General features: G+C 70.3%; 12 protein-coding genes. 6 read left to right on the forward strand and 6 right to left on the reverse strand.

Translation table 11 applies throughout. The features are described from left to right. Positions 1–119: 119 nt before the first annotated feature. Positions 120–3,101: a glycoside hydrolase family 2 TIM barrel-domain containing protein gene (locus ABZT12_RS21390; RefSeq protein ID WP_356386683.1), complete on the reverse strand. Its 2,982-nt coding sequence runs from the start codon at positions 3,099–3,101 to the stop codon at positions 120–122. 60 nt (positions 3,102–3,161) lie between these two features. After that, the gene (locus tag ABZT12_RS21395) at positions 3,162–3,374 is read right to left on the reverse strand and encodes a glycosyl hydrolase-related protein (protein ID WP_356386686.1); all 213 of its coding nucleotides are present in this window, start codon (positions 3,372–3,374) and stop codon (positions 3,162–3,164) included. A gap of 457 nt (positions 3,375–3,831) precedes the next feature. Here ABZT12_RS21395 and ABZT12_RS21400 point away from each other — a divergent pair, with 457 nt between their 5' ends. Both ABZT12_RS21400 and ABZT12_RS21405 read left to right on the forward strand, forming a co-directional pair. Continuing rightward, the gene (locus ABZT12_RS21400; protein WP_356386689.1) at positions 3,832–4,833 is read left to right on the forward strand and encodes a LacI family DNA-binding transcriptional regulator; all 1,002 of its coding nucleotides are present in this window, start codon (positions 3,832–3,834) and stop codon (positions 4,831–4,833) included. 106 nt (positions 4,834–4,939) lie between these two features. Continuing rightward, a complete protein-coding gene (locus ABZT12_RS21405) occupies positions 4,940–6,160 on the forward strand; it encodes a metallophosphoesterase (RefSeq protein ID WP_356386692.1) in 1,221 nt (406 codons plus the stop codon). Positions 6,161–6,235: 75 nt separating this feature from the next. Here the strand turns inward: ABZT12_RS21405 and ABZT12_RS21410 are convergent, their stop codons facing one another. Beyond that, positions 6,236–7,156, reverse strand: coding sequence for a helix-turn-helix transcriptional regulator (locus ABZT12_RS21410; RefSeq protein WP_356386695.1), 921 nt, complete (start codon positions 7,154–7,156; stop codon positions 6,236–6,238). Positions 7,157–7,325: 169 nt separating this feature from the next. Here ABZT12_RS21410 and ABZT12_RS21415 point away from each other — a divergent pair, with 169 nt between their 5' ends. Then, positions 7,326–8,363, forward strand: a complete 1,038-nt coding sequence (locus ABZT12_RS21415; protein ID WP_356386698.1) for an alcohol dehydrogenase catalytic domain-containing protein — start codon at positions 7,326–7,328, stop codon at positions 8,361–8,363. 70 nt (positions 8,364–8,433) lie between these two features. Continuing rightward, positions 8,434–9,417 (forward strand): SMP-30/gluconolactonase/LRE family protein, encoded by a 984-nt coding sequence (locus ABZT12_RS21420; RefSeq protein ID WP_356386701.1) that lies wholly within the window; start codon positions 8,434–8,436, stop codon positions 9,415–9,417. A gap of 194 nt (positions 9,418–9,611) precedes the next feature. On the opposite strand, the gene ABZT12_RS21425 is transcribed toward ABZT12_RS21420, so the two are convergent. Together ABZT12_RS21425 and ABZT12_RS21430 are read right to left on the reverse strand one after the other, a co-directional pair. After that, complete coding sequence (locus ABZT12_RS21425; protein ID WP_356386704.1) at positions 9,612–10,094, reverse strand: nuclear transport factor 2 family protein; 483 nt, start codon at positions 10,092–10,094, stop codon at positions 9,612–9,614. A gap of 48 nt (positions 10,095–10,142) precedes the next feature. Continuing rightward, positions 10,143–11,153 (reverse strand): NADP-dependent oxidoreductase, encoded by a 1,011-nt coding sequence (locus tag ABZT12_RS21430; RefSeq protein ID WP_356386707.1) that lies wholly within the window; start codon positions 11,151–11,153, stop codon positions 10,143–10,145. 90 nt (positions 11,154–11,243) lie between these two features. On the opposite strand from ABZT12_RS21430, the gene ABZT12_RS21435 reads away from it, so the two are divergent. Continuing rightward, positions 11,244–11,804, forward strand: coding sequence for a TetR/AcrR family transcriptional regulator (locus tag ABZT12_RS21435; RefSeq protein ID WP_356386711.1), 561 nt, complete (start codon positions 11,244–11,246; stop codon positions 11,802–11,804). Positions 11,805–11,867: 63 nt separating this feature from the next. Here ABZT12_RS21435 and ABZT12_RS21440 read toward each other — a convergent pair whose 3' ends face one another. Beyond that, a complete protein-coding gene (locus tag ABZT12_RS21440; RefSeq protein WP_356386714.1) occupies positions 11,868–13,181 on the reverse strand; it encodes a cation:proton antiporter in 1,314 nt (437 codons plus the stop codon). A 1,193-nt stretch (positions 13,182–14,374) separates the two neighbouring features. On the opposite strand from ABZT12_RS21440, the gene ABZT12_RS21445 reads away from it, so the two are divergent. Continuing rightward, positions 14,375–15,457 (forward strand): ketoacyl-ACP synthase III family protein, encoded by a 1,083-nt coding sequence (locus ABZT12_RS21445; RefSeq protein WP_356386717.1) that lies wholly within the window; start codon positions 14,375–14,377, stop codon positions 15,455–15,457. The last annotated feature ends 2 nt before the right edge of the window (positions 15,458–15,459 follow it).

The raw sequence follows: 15,459 nt of genomic DNA on the forward strand, positions 1-15,459 counted from the left end.
CGACGACCGTGCACACCGTCGTCAGCGAGTGGCCCGCGGTGCTGTCCACGATCGGCACCGCGTAGGCGACGCTTCCGCCCCCCGACGACCCGGTCTCACGGGGGGACCGACCGGGCAGGTCAGCCCGCCGTGATGCGCAGACTGATCGTGCGGGCCTCCGGCCGCAGCGCGAACTGGGGCCGTACGTCGGGGCCGCACGACCGCGAACCGAGGCCGTGCTGCGCCGCGTCGAGGGTCAGCCGGCTCGTCGTCGAGACGGGGAGTTCGTACGGGTGGGCCGCCCGGGCGAGCTCCTGGGGCGTGTGACGGCTGAGTGTGAAGCCGGGCCGCCGCCCCCGTGCGTCGGGCAGCGCCTCGATCAGCAGCACCTCCACACCTCCGCTGGTGAGCTTCAGCCGGCGCAGGCCCGACCGGTGGCCGGTCTCCTGGGGCCGCGCGTAGTCGACCGAGAGGTCCTCCACGCGGGCGGAGAAGAGACCGGTGCGCGCCGCCCGCAGACTGTCCGGGTACGACTCCGCCGGGCCCAGCCCGAACCACTCGGCGCCGTCGACGGGTGCCGCGCCGTCGGGCAGGTCGAAGCGGATGCCGATCCGCGGCCACACGGTGCTCCAGCCGCTCGACGGGCTTGTCTCCACGCGAAGTCGGAGTGCGCCCGCTTCGGCTTCGAGCGACCACTCGGACTCCACCATGACGAACAGCGCGGAGTCCGCCGCGGCTACCTTGTCGAGCGTGCGCAGCGCGTCCGCTGTCCGCTCCACCGAGATCCGGCGTGCGGTCAGCCGGTCGAGACCGTCGCGCCGCCACAACTCGGCGCTGGACACCCCCGGCAGACTCGCGTCACTGTCCCCGACCCCGTCCGAGGGGCTCTCGTCGTTGTCGGTCGGGGCGCGGAACAGCTCAAGTCGCGGACCGGACACGGCGCGGCCGGCGAGGCGCACGAGGACGCCGTCCACGAACTCGGCTCCGCCGAGCGTCAGCGTGCCACCGTCGGGGCGCCAGCCCGTCCGGTGCCGAACGGCGGGCGCGGGGACGCGCGGTGAACGGTCGGCCTGGGCGGTGGCCACCACATGGCCCGCGGGGGCCCAGGGCGCGGCTTCCGCAAGTACCGCGTCGATCGTCAGCCAGGTCTCGCCCTCGTGCGCCACCGGCACCGGCGGGAGAGACACCCGGACCGACTCTCCCGCCGCGACCACCGGGACCTCCAACTCCCCGTCCGCCACCGGCTTTCCGTCGTGCTCGACGCGCCAGCGGAAGCGCAGGTCGGACGTGTCCGCCGAGTGCCGCAGGCTGGTCACCGCGACCTGGTCGCCGTCGAAGACGAAACGGAGCGGCTGTACGACCGCCTTGTACTCGTGCAGGCTCGGCGTCGGGACGTCGTCGCTCAACAGCATGCCGTCCATGACGAAGTTGCCGTCGTGCACGACCTCGCCGAAGTCGCCCCCGTAGGCGTGGTATTGGGTACCGTCCGCCGTCGTCGCCAGGATGCCGTGGTCGCGCCACTCCCAGACGAACCCGCCGTGCAGCCGCGGGTGTGCACGCACCAGCGCCTCGTACTGGTCGAGCGAGCCCGGCCCGTTGCCCATGGCGTGGGCGTACTCGCACAGCAGGAACGGCTTGGCGCGCTGCCGGGCGCTCTGCGCGGGGGTGCAGTTCAGCAGCGGCGGGCCGGAGCCGTCGGTGCCGATCGCCTCGGTCTCCGGCACCGAGGCGTACATACGGGAGTACACGTCGGTGTACTCGCCGGTGTAGTCGCCCTCGTAGTGCACCGGCCGTCCGGCGTCCCGGGCGTGCACCCAGGCCGACATCGCGGCGAGGTTGCTGCCGGTGCCCGACTCGTTGCCGAGGGACCACATCACGATGCTCGGGTGGTTCTTGTCCCGCTCGACCGTCCGCCGGACGCGGTCGAGGTACGCGTCGCGCCACGCCGGGTCGTCGCTCGGGTTGCCGACCCAGCCGCCGCCTTCGAAGCCGTGCGTCTCCAGGTCGCATTCGAGCACCACCCAGAAGCCGAGTTCGTCGGCGAGGTCGAGCAGGCGCGGGTGCGGCGGGTAGTGGCTGGTGCGGATGGCGTTCACGTTGAACCGCTTCATGCGGGCCAGGTCCTCGCGGGCGTGCTCCTCGTCGAAGACCCGGCCGCGCACGGGGTGCGCCTCGTGGCGGTTGACGCCGTGGAAGACGACCCGGGCGCCGTTGACCAGGAATTGGTCGCCGCGGATCTCGACCGTACGGAAGCCCAGCCGCAGCGCGACGCTCTCCGCCGCCGTCGACACGGTGGCGTCGTACAGGCGGGGCCGCTCGGCCGACCACGGCCGCACCGCGCCGACGTCAACCACGTTCATTTCGGCGGGGGTTGTCCAGACCTGCTCGACGCCGAGTTCGGGGATGCGCAGGGTGACCGGGAACGCCGACGCCTCGGCGGTGACCTCCGCCTCGACGTGTCCGTGCCCGTCGTGGAACCCGGTCCGCAGCCAGACGTCCTCGATGCCGCCGGCCGGCCGGCCGGTCAGCGTGACGTCGCGGAAGATGCCCGGCAGCCACCACTGGTCCTGGTCCTCGACATAGCTGGCCGCCGACCACTGGTGGACCCGGACCGCGACGACGTTGTCGCCCGGACGCACCGCCCCGGAGACGTCGAACTCGTGGGCCAGCCGGCTGCCGCTCGCGCTGCCGATGTCGACACCGTTGACCCAGACCCGGAAGAGCGACTCCACGCCGTCGAAGCGCAGCACGATCCGCTCGGCGCCCGACCAGTCGGCGGGCAGGACGAAGTGACGCCGGTAGTCGCCGGTGGGGTTCTCGTCCGGGACGTGCGGCGGGTCGATCGGGAACGGATACCGGATGTTGGTGTAGATCGGCCGGCCGTGGGCGCCGTCGCCTTTCAGCACCCAGTGGGACGGCACCGGGATGCTGTCCCAGGCGTCGTCGTCGAAGGCTTCGGCCGCGAAGTCCTCGGCCACCGAGGCGGTGGCCGACAGCCGGAAGCGCCAGGCTCCGTCGAGGGAGAGCGAGGGAGCGTCGGAGTGCAGCCACGAGCGGGCCGGGCGCAGCGCGCCGCGCGCGGGTGAGGGGTCCGAAACGTACGCGGAGGGCTCGGTGGGCAAGACGTCACAACTTTCGTGGTGGCAGTGGGGGTTGGGGTTGGGGTTGGGGCTTCGGGCGGGCTAGCGGAGGAAGACGGTGCGGATCTCCCAGGGACCGAGGGCGAGTTCGAGTCCGTCGGCGACCGGCTCGGCGGCCAGTGGGCGGCCGAGCAGGTCGACCGTCGTCGCCTCGGTGAACGCCCCGGTGACCCGAACGACCGTCCCGGTGGCGCTCATCGCGGTCAGCCGCACCTCGGTCGCGGACGCCTTGCCCGACGGGGGGGCGACGAACACCCGGCGAGTGCGACGAGGGCCGCTGCCGACACGGCGGCGGCGAGACGGGTGCGCGTGACTGTCTTGCTCATGTCTTCCGTTCCAGAGGACGCCTAGCGGCGGCGCCAGGCGGGTCGACGTTGACAGCTCAGGCGGGGAGGCCTTCTGGTGGGAGATGCTCCGTGAGCGTTCACGTGAACGCTCACGGGAGCGCTCACGGGAGCGTGGTACGGAGTGGTTCGGAGTTTGCGCCGATCCACGGCCGAGTGTCAAGACTTACGAGTCGCCGACGGGTCCGACCGGTTACGGAGCAGCCCATGGCCCCTCTGACCACCGGAGCGACGCTCCCGACCGCCCCGGCCGCCGGGCCGGATATGACCGTCGGGTACCCGGCGCCGAGGTCGCACCGCGGCTTCGGTGCGGGGCATACTCGGTCTCCCTACGGCGCGCTCGCGTCGGCCCAGTACGGAGGTAAGTGATGGCGTCGTCGGGGACCGGACCCCGCAGAGTGACGATTCACGATGTGGCCCGGACCGCCGGAGTCTCCCGGCAGACGGTGTCGCGGGCGCTCAACGACAAGGGCGAGATCGACGTCACCACCAAGCAGCGCGTCCTCGACGCCGCGCTCGCCCTGGGCTACCGCCCCAGCAGGTTCGCCCGAGGGCTCGTACGACAGGACACCATCAGCGTCGGGCTGGTCATCCCCGACCTCCTCAACCCCTTCTTCACCGAGGTCGCCGCGGCGGCTCTGGACGCCGCCAGGTCCCGCGGCTGGCACGTCGTCGTCTACGGCACCGGTGACCGCGTCGAGGAGGAGCGCGCCACGCTCCAGGTGATCGCCTCCCAAGTCGACGCCGTGGTCGGCTACTTGAGTCAACCGGAGGACGAGATCGACAGGCTGGCCCGCGGGCTGCCCGTCGTGCTCATCGACCGGGAGCTCAGCACCGAGCGGTTCAGCTCCATCCGGATCGACGGCGAGCAGGGCGTCCGCGCGGCCATCGCGCACCTCGCCGAGGCGGGCCACCGGCGCATCGGCATGCTCGACCACGCCGGCCGTTCCGAGCCCAGCGTCCGCCACGCCTGGTTCGCCGACGCAATGGCCGCCTGCGGGCTCGACGCCGGCTCGGTGAGCCGCGCCGACCAGAGCGTGGAGGGCGGGGAGGCCGCGCTGAAGGATCTCCTCGCCCGGCACCCGGACGTGACCGCCGTGTTCGCCTTCAACGACATCGTCGCCATAGGCGCGCTGCGCGCGGCACGCAGGCTCGGCCGCGTGGTCCCCCGCGACCTCGCGGTGATCGGTTTCGACGGCCTCCAGCTGGGCGCGCTCGTCGAGCCGCCGCTGTCCACCGTGGCCCTGGACACCCGAGGACTCGGCGCCCTCGTGGTGGAACAGACGGCGCGACTGCTGACCGGCGAGACCCCGCTCGGCCGTGACCGACTCGTGGTGGGCGCGGAGTTGAGGCTGCGGGAGTCGGCGTAGGCGTGATCGGGGGGCCGTCGGTTGCCCCGCGCGCTCCTCGCGCGATCCCTTGGGGTGCAGGCCGGATACAGTGCGCGAGACGGCAGCCTGGGCAGAGAGGGCAAGCGTGACCGACACCAGCAGCACCCGACCCGCCGACAGCGAGGCGCAGGCTCCGCGGCAGAGCCGACTGCACCGCCTGATGCGCTACCTCCCCCTGATCGCCCCCGTCCTGCTGTGGGCCGTGCCCTGCTGGGTGCTCCTGCACAGCGGCCAGCACTGGCCGCTGCCCGTCACGCTCGCCGGCACCGCCCTGTTCGCCCTCGGCCTCGTCGGTATGCCGCTCGCGATGGGCCGCGGCCACGGCCGACGCCAGCAGGACCGGGCGGCGATCGTCGGTGACACCCTGCTGGGCACCAGCTGGGTCCTGTTCACCTGGTCCGTCCTGCTCGGTGTCCTCCTGCGGCTCGCCCTGACCGTGACCGGCGTCGGCGAGAGCCAGGACCGCGCCCGGATCGTCACCTGGGCCGTCCTCGGCATAACCGCCGTCCTACTCGTCTGGGGTTACGCCGAAGCCCGCCGCGTGCCACGCGTGCGCCGACTCGATGTGCAACTCCCGCGGCTCGGTGCCGGGTTGGACGGCACCCGCGTCGTCCTCATCACCGACACCCACTACGGTCCCCTCGATCGCACGCGCTGGTCGGAACGGGTCTGCGAGACGGTGAACACCCTGGAAGCCGACCTGGTCTGCCACACCGGCGACATCGCGGACGGCACCGCCGAACGCCGCCGCGCGCAGGCCGCCCCGCTCGGAACCGTGCGGGCCACCAACGCCCGGGTCTACGTCACCGGCAACCACGAGTACTACAGCGAGGCCCAGGGCTGGGTCGACCTGATGGACGAGCTGGGCTGGGAACCGCTGCGCAACCGCCATCTGCTACTGGAACGCGGAGGCGACACCCTCGTGGTCGCCGGCGTGGACGACGTCACCGCCGAGTCCTCCGGCCTGGCAGGCCACCGCGCCCATCTCGCCGGAGCCCTGCACGGCGCCGATCCCGACCTGCCCGTCCTGCTCCTGGCACACCAGCCCAAGTTCATCGACCGGGCGGCAGCCCACGGCGTCGACCTCCAGCTCTCCGGCCACACCCACGGCGGCCAGATCTGGCCCTTTCACCACCTGGTCCGCATCGACCAGCCCGCCCTCGCCGGCCTCAGCCGGCACGGCCTCCGCACCCTCCTCTACACCAGCCGCGGCACCGGCTTCTGGGGCCCGCCGTTCCGCGTCTTCGCCCCCAGCGAGATCACCCTGCTCGTGCTCCGCTCCCCGCACCTGCCCACCTCGAGGTAGCACTCGACGGGCCGGCACATCAGCTTGAGCGGTCCACGAGCCGAGGGCCGCGGCGTGGAGAGTGATGGCGATGCCCTATCTCCACGTATCGGTGGAATGGGAGTCCCTCGCCTGGAGGGGAGCGTTCCAACTGGCGAGCAGCTTCAGGAGATCTTCGGCGGCGGATCCGGGTTCGGCCGTGCACGTGCAGACATGCACCGCGATGTGAGCGGAGATCGGCAAGTCCATCGACTGGTAGGAGAGGCGCAGCTCGCCGGCGCGGGGATGCCGGAACGTCTTGGATCCCTGTTGGTGGATGAGGATGTTGTGGCTGGCCCACCGTTTCCGGAACTCCGCGCTCGCGTCGGACAGTTCACCGACGAGGTCGCGGATGCTTTCGTGGTTCGGGTTCCGTCCGGCTTCGGCGCGCAGTGAAGCGACCAGCATGTCGGCGGTCTCGTGCCAGTTGCCATAGAAGTCCTGGGCGCCGGGGTCGAGGAAGTGGTATCGGGCCAGGTTGGCTCGGCTGTGATCGCGGTTGGTGTCGCTGGCGAAGAGCGGCGCGTAGAGGGCCCGTCCCAGCGCGTTGACCGCCAGCACGTCCTGGCGGCTGTCGCTGACCATCGCGGCGGAGAGTGTCATGCCGTCCAGCAGCCACTGGATGTTCGCCGGCAGCGGCGGGGTCGGCTCGGGACCAGGTGCGGAGGCGGAGGAACGGGCGGCCTGCGCCAGTTCGAGCAGGTAGGTCCGCTCCTCGTCGTCCAGTCGCAGGGCGCGGGCGACGGCTTCGAGGACTCCCCTGGACACGCCGTTGATGTTTCCCCTCTCCAAGCGCACGTACCACTCGGTGCTGACCCCCGCCAGAACGGCGACCTCCTCGCGTCGCAGCCCGGGGACCCTGCGTCGGCCCGCCACAGGGAAACCGACCTGATCCGGCGTGATACGGGCTCGGCGGCTGATCAGGAAGTCCCGGACGTCGGCCCGGTTCCCGGAACCGTCTGCGGAGTCGCGTTCCATGCGTTCACGGTACACAGGCGGCACGTCTGGAAGGGGGTCGCGTTTCTACCCCCATAAACCGGCCCTGCCACGGGCGTGGACGGACCGCTTGCATGGTCAGCGGCCCGCGACCCGGTTCTGTGTCACGGGCGTCGACCCACCCCCATCACCCGTCAAGGAGCAACACGTCATGCGCGCAACCCTGATGTACGGCGCCGGCGACGTCCGCGTCGAGGACGTTCCCGATCCCGTGCTTTCGGAGCCGACCGACGCTCTGGTCCGCATCACCGCCGCCTGTATCTGCGGAACCGACCTGTGGCCGTACGGCTCGATGCCGGCGGGCAGCGGCCCGGCCCGAATGGGGCACGAGTTCGTCGGTGTCGTCGAGGACATCGGGTCGGAGGTCACCACCGTCAGCAAGGGGGACGTGGTCGTCGCCCCGTGGTTCATCAGCGACGGCACGTGCGAGTACTGCCGGGAAGGTCTGCATACCGCCTGTGTGCACGGCGGTATCTGGGGCAACGGGCCGCACGGGGGCGCCCAGGCCGAGGCGATACGGGTCCCCTTCGCCGACGGCATGCTGGTCAAGCTGCCCGTCGCGGCCGACTCGGCGCTGATGCCGTCCCTGCTCACGCTCTCCGACGTGTTCGGCACCGGCCACCACGCGGCGGTCGCCGGAGGCGTCGCGGCCGGTTCCACGGTCACGGTGGTCGGCGACGGTGCGGTCGGCCTCCTGTCGGTACTGGCCGCCAAGCGGCTGGGTGCGGAGCGGATCATCCTCATGGGCCGGCACACGGCACGCACCGACCTCGGCCGCGCGTTCGGAGCCACCGACGTCGTCGCCGCGCGCGGCCAGGAAGGCACCGCACTGCTGCGCCAACTCACCGATGGGCAGGGCACGCACGTCGTCATCGAGGCGGTCGGCAGTCGCGACGCCTACGACCAGGCCGTCGGAGCGGTGCGCCGCGGCGGCACCATCAGTCGCGTCGGCGTCCCCCAGTACGAGGAGGCCCCCATCGGGCTGGGCAGCCTGTTCGTGGGCAACATCCGTCTCGTCGGCGGGCCCGCGCCCACCCGGGCCTACGTCGGCGCTCTCCTGCCCGACATCCTCGACGGTCTCATCGAACCCGGAAAAGTCTTCGACGTGAGCACCGACCTGTCCGGCGTCCCGGCCGGCTACCAGCGGATGGCCGACAGGGAGAACCTCAAGATCCTCGTCCGCCCCTGACACCGAACGCGCGCGTGCCCGCACCCTGTCCGCGCTCCCCGTCACGTCCTCGCATCACGGAAGGTTCGCCATGTCCAGAAAGATCGCCCGTCGCCGTCTCGGCGCCACCTTGGCCGCCGTAACGTCCCTCCTGGTTCTCGGCTCGGCCTCAGCAGCGGACGCCGTACCGCATCGTCCGAGCGCCATCGACCGCTACATCGTCCCCGGGGAGCAGACCCACCCCGAGGGCATTGCCCGCCAGGCCGGCACCCCGTACTTCTTCGTCAGCGGCACGAACGACGGGGCGATCTACCGCGGGCGGGTGGATCGACGCGAACTGGAGGTGTTCCTGCCCGGCGGAGAGGACGGCCGCACCACCGCGGTCGGCATGAAGATCAGCCATGGCCGGCTGATCGTCGCGGGCGGGGCCACGGGCAAGGTCTTCGTCTACGACGTCCGTAGCGGTGCGCTGCTGCACGTCTTCGATTCCGGCGCGAGGAACACCCTCGTCAATGACGTCGCGATCGCTCCCGACGGCGACGCCTACGTCACCGACTCCTACAACCCGGCCCTCTACCGGATCACCGCGGCGCAACTGGCGAGCGAACAGGTTGACCAGGAACTCCACGTGGCGGTCGACTTCGAAGGCACGCAGGTCACTTACGAGGACGGCATCAACGGCAACGGTGTGGTCGTCACTGCCGACGGCCGCTACGTACTGATGGCGGACACCAACTCACGTGCCCTGTACCGCATCAGCACCAGCACAGGCGTCATCACGCACATGGACCTCGGCGGAGGGAGTGACATCGGCGCCGACGGCCTGCTGCTGCGCGGTGACCATCTGTACAGCATCACCAGTCTCGACCACCCTGAGGGCGAGATCAGCATCCTCCGACTCTCCCATGACTACGCCCGGTTGGAGGTCGTCCGGAAGATCAACGGCAAAGGCATGGACCATCCCTCGACCGCCGCTTTCGACGGTCGCGACCTGTTGGTGGTGAACTTCCAGTGGATGATCGATCACCCCGACCTGCCGTTCACCGTGGTACGCGTGACGCCTGACAACGTTTAGCAGGCCGATGAGGACGTTGGTGTGGGGCTGTCCGGCCGTCAGGCCGGACAGCCCCTCCCGGTCAGGTGCCGATCGGTGCGAGATGCCAGGTGCTACCGGCAGGCATGAGCCCGAGGTCGGTCAGCCGGCGGAGACCACGCCCACTTCCGTTCACCGGCACAGCCGGATCGCGCCCGGCCACTGGTCGACGCCTGCTATGCGGCGTTGTCCATGCCGAGGAACAGGTGGGAGATGCGCCACTCGCCGGTGACACGCTTGAGCGTGAACGTGTAGAAACCGGTGGTGACGATGGTCGGGCTCCCGCCCGCGTTCGATGTCAGCATCAGGTACGCCCGCACCGCGACCGTGTCCGCGTCCGCGTCGGAGAAGGTGACGTTGACGATGTTGTGCCTGCGCTGATCAGTCTGCGTGTCCATCGCGGCTCGTACGAAGTCGAGGATCGCCACGGAGCCGACCAGCGGGCCGAGTTGGGCCTCGCCGGCGATCGTGAACGTCCAGGTGGCGTCCTCGGTCAGGACGTCCGCCAACGCCGTCAGGTCGCGCTGGTCCAAGGCGAAGGCATAGCGCATCAGCGTCTGCTCCACGGCGAACCGCGCCGCGGGGTCAAGATCTACGCCCGCCGGGGGCACTGCCTTGAGGTAGGCGCTTGCCCAGCCGGGTGCTGCGGTCGTCGTCACGTCGGACCTCGTTCTGTTCTGGTCTCGGAGGAAGGGCGGGACGTGCTCTCACGCGACGGTGAGCACGATCTTGCCCTGGATGTGGCCGCGGGCGGCTCGTACGTGCGCCTCTCGGGCCTGCGCGAGCGGGAAGGTGCTGTCGATCGCGACGTGCACGGTGCCGGCGTCGAGCAGGCGTCCGAGTTCTGCGAGCTGCGGACCGTTCGAGCGCACCTGGGTGCTCGATACCGTCACGCCCAGCCTCGCGGCCTCCTCGGGGTCGAACTCGCCGAAGAAGACGGGGAACAGTGCGCCACCACGCTTGAGTGTGCGCAGGAAGCGATGGCTGGTGGGACCGCCGACGGTGTCGAGGACGAGGTCGAGGTCGCGCGCGACCTCTTCCGGGCGGGTCCTGCTGTAGTCGATGACCTCGTCGGCGCCGAGCTTGTGCAGGAATGACTCGTGCGCGCCTGACGCCACCGCGATGACGTGCGCGCCCTTCCACTTCGCCAGCTGCACTCCGAAGTGCCCCACTCCGCCCGCGGCGCCGTTGACGAGCACCGTCGTGTCTGTGCCGAGGGGGACCGGGTGATGCCGGGCGGCCTGGAACGGTGACGGATGGTCGTGGCCGAGTTCGAGCAGGAACTGCCATGCGGTGAGCCCCGCCATGGGCGCTCCCGCAGCGTGCACATGGTCGATGCCGGCGGGCTTGCGGGCCAGATCCGACGCGGGGGCGACCACGTACTCGGCATAGGCGCTGCCGTCGAAGCCGGGGAACCGGATCATGCCGTAGACCTCGTCGCCCACGGAGAATCCGTCCACGTCGTCGGCGACGGCCTCGACGACGCCCGACACATCCGTTCCGGGGATGACGGGCAGGTCGATCCGCGGCCTCATCTCGACGGGCATGACGGTCAGTCCGTCGCGCAGGTACCAGTCGGGCGGGTTGACGCCCACCGCGTGCACGCGGACCAGGACCTCACCCGGCTTCGGCTCGGGCACCGGGACGTCCTCGTAGCGCAGCACCTCCGGGCCGCCGTGCTCGTGCAACCGAATCGCCTTCATCGTGTTCCTGGCCATTGCTTTGCCCTTCGACGCAAGTGGATTACTCTAAACGGGTCAGCGATCCGAATATACGGGTCACTGACCCGCTTAGCAAGGAGAGGACTCGTGCGAGCTGACGCCCAGAAGAACTACGACCAGTTGCTGGCGGTCGCGAGCGTCGTCGTGACCGAGGAGGGTGCCGGTGCGTCGCTCCGCGACATCGCCCGCCGGGCGGGTGTCGGGCTGGGCACGATGCATCGCCACTTCCCCACCCGCGAGACCCTGCTCGAAGCTCTGCTCCGGACGGGCTTCGACGGCCTCACGGCGCGAGCGGCCGAACTGGAGGTGTCCGGCTCGGCCGGGGACGCCCTCGCGTCCTGGCTACGCGAGTTCGTGGCGTGCGCGGCCAACTATCGGGGCGTCATCGCGTCCATGGTGGCCGCCATCGAGGACCCGGAATCGGCACTTCACGCCTCGTGCGTCGGGATGAAGGCGGCCGGCGCCCGGCTCCTCGTGCGCGCCCAGGCCGAAGGCGCGGCCCGGACCGACATCGACGGCACCGACCTGTACGCCATAGCCGGAGGGCTCGCCTGGGTGAGCGACCAACCCGCGTTCGCGGCCCGCACCGACCACCTCTTCGACGTCGTCACCAGCGCGATCCTGCGGGACCGAGCGACCAGCCGCTGACGTCCCAGGGACTGTTCGGCCCGGCGGACCGGGGACGGCCATCCGTCCCTGCCGGCGCGTTCGTCAGTCGGACGCCCCCGTGAACTGCCGTTGCCTCGCGGTCTCCGCCTCGGTGGTCGCCATCCGGTGTGTGGTGCGGCGCAGCAGCGGCGGGGTGATGACGGAGGTCACCACCGCGACGAGGACGACGATGGTGTACGAGGTGGTGGTCAGGACGCCGAGATGGAGGCCGACCGAGGCGACGATGATCTCGACGACGCCGCGGGCGTTCAGGCCGACACCGATCGCCAGCGCTTCCTGGCGGTCCAGGCGGCCGAGCCGGGCACCCCAGTAACCGCCGGCGAACTTGGCGACGACGGCCACCGCCAGCGTGCCCGCCCCCGCGAGGAGCACCGTCCGGTGGCGCAGGGTGGAGAGGTCCGCCTGGAGGCCCGCGTTGGCCAGGAACAAGGGGGCGAGCGTCGACATGACGAAGACCCGCATGGAGTCCAGGGACCTGCGGCCCGGCGTACCGAGGGAACCCACGACGATGCCGCACAGGAAGGCGCCCAGGACGGGCTCCATGCCGAGCGCGTGAGTGCCTGCGGCGGACAGCATGATCAGTACGACGATCACGGGGACGCCTGCCTCCGGCGCGCCCGGACGTCCGGCCAGTCCCAGCGCCGTCCGGGCCAGTGGCCGCGCGGCCAGCACGGTGAACGCCAGCACAAGGAGCAGACAGGCGAGCGACTCCAGGACCACCGAGGTGCCCAGCCCCCGGGTCACCGTGGCGGACACGATCGACAGCAGCAGCCAGCCCACGACATCGCTGATGGCGGCCGAGCCGACGATGAGCTGACCGATGTCGCGGTGCAGCAGCCCCATGTCGAGCAGGGTCTTGGCTATGACGGGCAGTGCGCTCACCGCGACCGCGACGCCGATGAACAGCGCGAAGACCGGCCGGTCGGCGCTGTGCCCCATCAGGGAGCGCGGCAGCAGGAAGCCGAGACCGAACCCGAGACCGAGCGGCAGCAGGACACTGCCCAGACTGACGAAGCCGATGGCCCCGCTCCTGCTGCGGAGCAGATCCAGGTCTACGTGGGCTCCGGTGATCCCGACCAGGAGCAGCACGCCGAGTTGTGCCACGGCCGCCAGCAGCTGCGTCTGGTCCGTCTCGCGCGGCAGCAGCCAGCCGGACGCGGCGGGCAGCACGTGCCCGAAGACCGACGGCCCGAGCAGCACTCCGGCCGCCAGCTCACCGACCACCGCGGGGAGCCCGAACCGGGAGGCCACCCTGCCCAGCGCCAGCGCGACGGCAAGCAGAACGCTGACCTGCAACAAGAAGACCAGCATCTGATGACTGCCGATGCCGGGCACCGGCCCCGCGGCCAACACCATGACGTGTCCTTTCTGGAACGCGACTCAGGCCCGGGGAATGAGGAATCGCCACGGGTAGAGATTGGCTGGTGGGGAATGGGTGGGGGAGTCGTCGCGCGTATTGACGGGTGGGCGCGCGGAGGCGGATCCGGCGCGTCGGAACCGAGCCGGCCTTTCTCGTCAGGGGGAAACGCGGTCACGGAAACGTCGAGGGAACGGCCGCCCACCGTTGCCTCCGATTTGTCGCGCCGAGGCGCCAATCAGGCGGCGGCCACTTCTGTTTCTGATGCCGGGCGCGGCATGTCCTCCTGAGTCGCTCCGCCACGTACCGCGAACGGGGTGCGGAACGCACGCGCGGCCGTCAACTCGGGATGAGGAGTCTGCGTTTCGCACCCTTCCGACAGCTTGGCGACGAGCTGACGACAACAGTCCGAACAGCGATGAGGAGCAGATCGGTCGCCATCTTCCCAGGACGGAGTTGGCTTGTCGATATGGCCTTGGAAAGGGTTGGCCGCGAGGCGTCGTCCGCGTGGATTTACGGATACACGCATGCGCCGGGCGGCACGGCTGGAGCGCCGAAGTGGGGCGAGGTCCGTTACTCGCACCGTCCTGCCGCAGCTCCCGTGTGCGGCATGCGGACGGTGCTGGACTCCGTCGCGTTCAGGCCGCGACGACACCGTCCGCGAGCTCCAACTCGGCCTGCCCGCTTGGCTGATGGGGTGCGGTCACCTCCGGCTCTCCGCCGTGCGCCCCGACGACTCCGGCGGGCCGCCGACGACCGACCGGGCGCCCGATGGCCGGATTCCGACATCATTTCTGCCCCTATGGTCCAATTTTTTACTTTCATCCTCCCTATTTATGTCACCGTCTTGACGCACGCCGAAGCGGAGTGCACCCTTACGTTAAGGAATTCCGCCCATCCGTCGGATCACGACGGATTCCGAGGTTAAGCACATGAGCGTGTCAGCGCTCAGTAGAAGCAACTCTCCTCCTTCAGACGGCGCGGTACTCACCCCCGATTCCTGACAGGCCAGAGGCCTGCCAGACGGGAACGTTCTGTAGCAGTCCTTTCCAAGGACAGCGTTCCACCACTTCTTCCCCTTCTCCGTTCCCGCTGGGGCATTCTCCGTTCCCGCCGGGGCAACGTTGTCACGTCGGGCTGCGGCGCGGAATCGAGCGCCGAAACCGGCTTCTCAAGCAATGTGAAACGATGGGTGACCGAGAGAATCCGGGGGCGGGCCATGCAGACGTCCGATGTGCTGATCAGCGGCTTAGGGGCTTTTCTGCCGGACCGCGTTCCTATCGGCTGGGCGGTCGAGCGGGGACTGATCGACCGGACCGCGGCAGAGGAATACGGAATCACGAGTGTCACCGTCGCGGGCGATATCCCCGCGCCCGAATTGGCGGTGCGGGCATGCCGGCAGGCGCTCGAACGGGCCGGGCAGAATCCCGCGTCCCTCAGCCTGCTGCTCTACGTCAGCGTCTGGTACCAGGGCCCCCACGGCTGGTGTCCGCAGTACTACGTGCAGCGGCACATGGACGCGGGCCGGGCCACCGCGGCCGAGGTCAGACAGGGCTGCATGGGCATGTTCTCCGCCCTGGAACTGGCGGCCAGTCACCTCATGGCCTCCGCCGAGCACGAGGCCGCTCTCGTCACCTCCGGGGACAACTTCACGTCGGAGCTGCTGGAACGCTGGCGGTTCAGCCCGCACTTCGTCATGGGCGACGCCGGCTCCGCCGTCGTCCTCAGCCGGCGGAGGGGTTTCGCCCGGCTCAAGTCCGTCAACGCGGTCACCCTCCCCGGGTACGAGGCCATGCACCGCGGGCCCGAACCCCTGTTTCCGCCGGGAGCCGGGCTGCCGGGCAAACTCGACTTCGGCGACTCCAAGGACCGCTGGCTCGACGGCCCGGACCGGGACCCGGCAGGCCCCCTGAAACTCGTGGCGGCGCAGGACGAACTCATCGGCCGCACCCTCGACGAGGCCGGGATCACCATGGACGACGTCACCCGCGTCGCCTACGCCAACGGGTCCCGGGAACGCGTCGAAGGACGCGCGATGATCCCGCTCGGTCTGCCGATGTCCCTCTCGACATGGGAACAGGGGCGCACCGTCGGCCACATCGGTGCCAGCGACCAGGTGGTGGCGCTCGAACAGTTGCTGCTCTCCGGCGAACTACGACGCGGGGACCACTTCCTGATGCTCGGCGTGGGACCCGGTCTGAACATCGCGTGCGCCGTCATCGAGATCGTCGAGACGCCACCCTGGTCCTCCGCCCGTCCGGCCACCGCTTGCTGAAA

Source organism: Streptomyces sp. NPDC005423 (assembly GCF_040606415.1).
Classification (GTDB): Bacteria; Actinomycetota; Actinomycetes; order Streptomycetales; family Streptomycetaceae; genus Streptomyces.

Bases quoted from the DNA above. Each gene is read 5' to 3' on its own strand.
- ABZT12_RS21400 (WP_356386689.1), top strand. From the start codon at position 3,832: ATGGCGTCGTCGGGGACCGGACCCCGCAGAGTGACGATTCACGATGTG.
- ABZT12_RS21410 (WP_356386695.1), bottom strand. From the start codon at position 7,156: ATGGAACGCGACTCCGCAGACGGTTCCGGGAACCGGGCCGACGTCCGG.
- ABZT12_RS21415 (WP_356386698.1), top strand. From the start codon at position 7,326: ATGCGCGCAACCCTGATGTACGGCGCCGGCGACGTCCGCGTCGAGGAC.
- ABZT12_RS21420 (WP_356386701.1), top strand. From the start codon at position 8,434: ATGTCCAGAAAGATCGCCCGTCGCCGTCTCGGCGCCACCTTGGCCGCC.
- ABZT12_RS21430 (WP_356386707.1), bottom strand. From the start codon at position 11,153: ATGGCCAGGAACACGATGAAGGCGATTCGGTTGCACGAGCACGGCGGC.
- ABZT12_RS21440 (WP_356386714.1), bottom strand. From the start codon at position 13,181: ATGGTGTTGGCCGCGGGGCCGGTGCCCGGCATCGGCAGTCATCAGATG.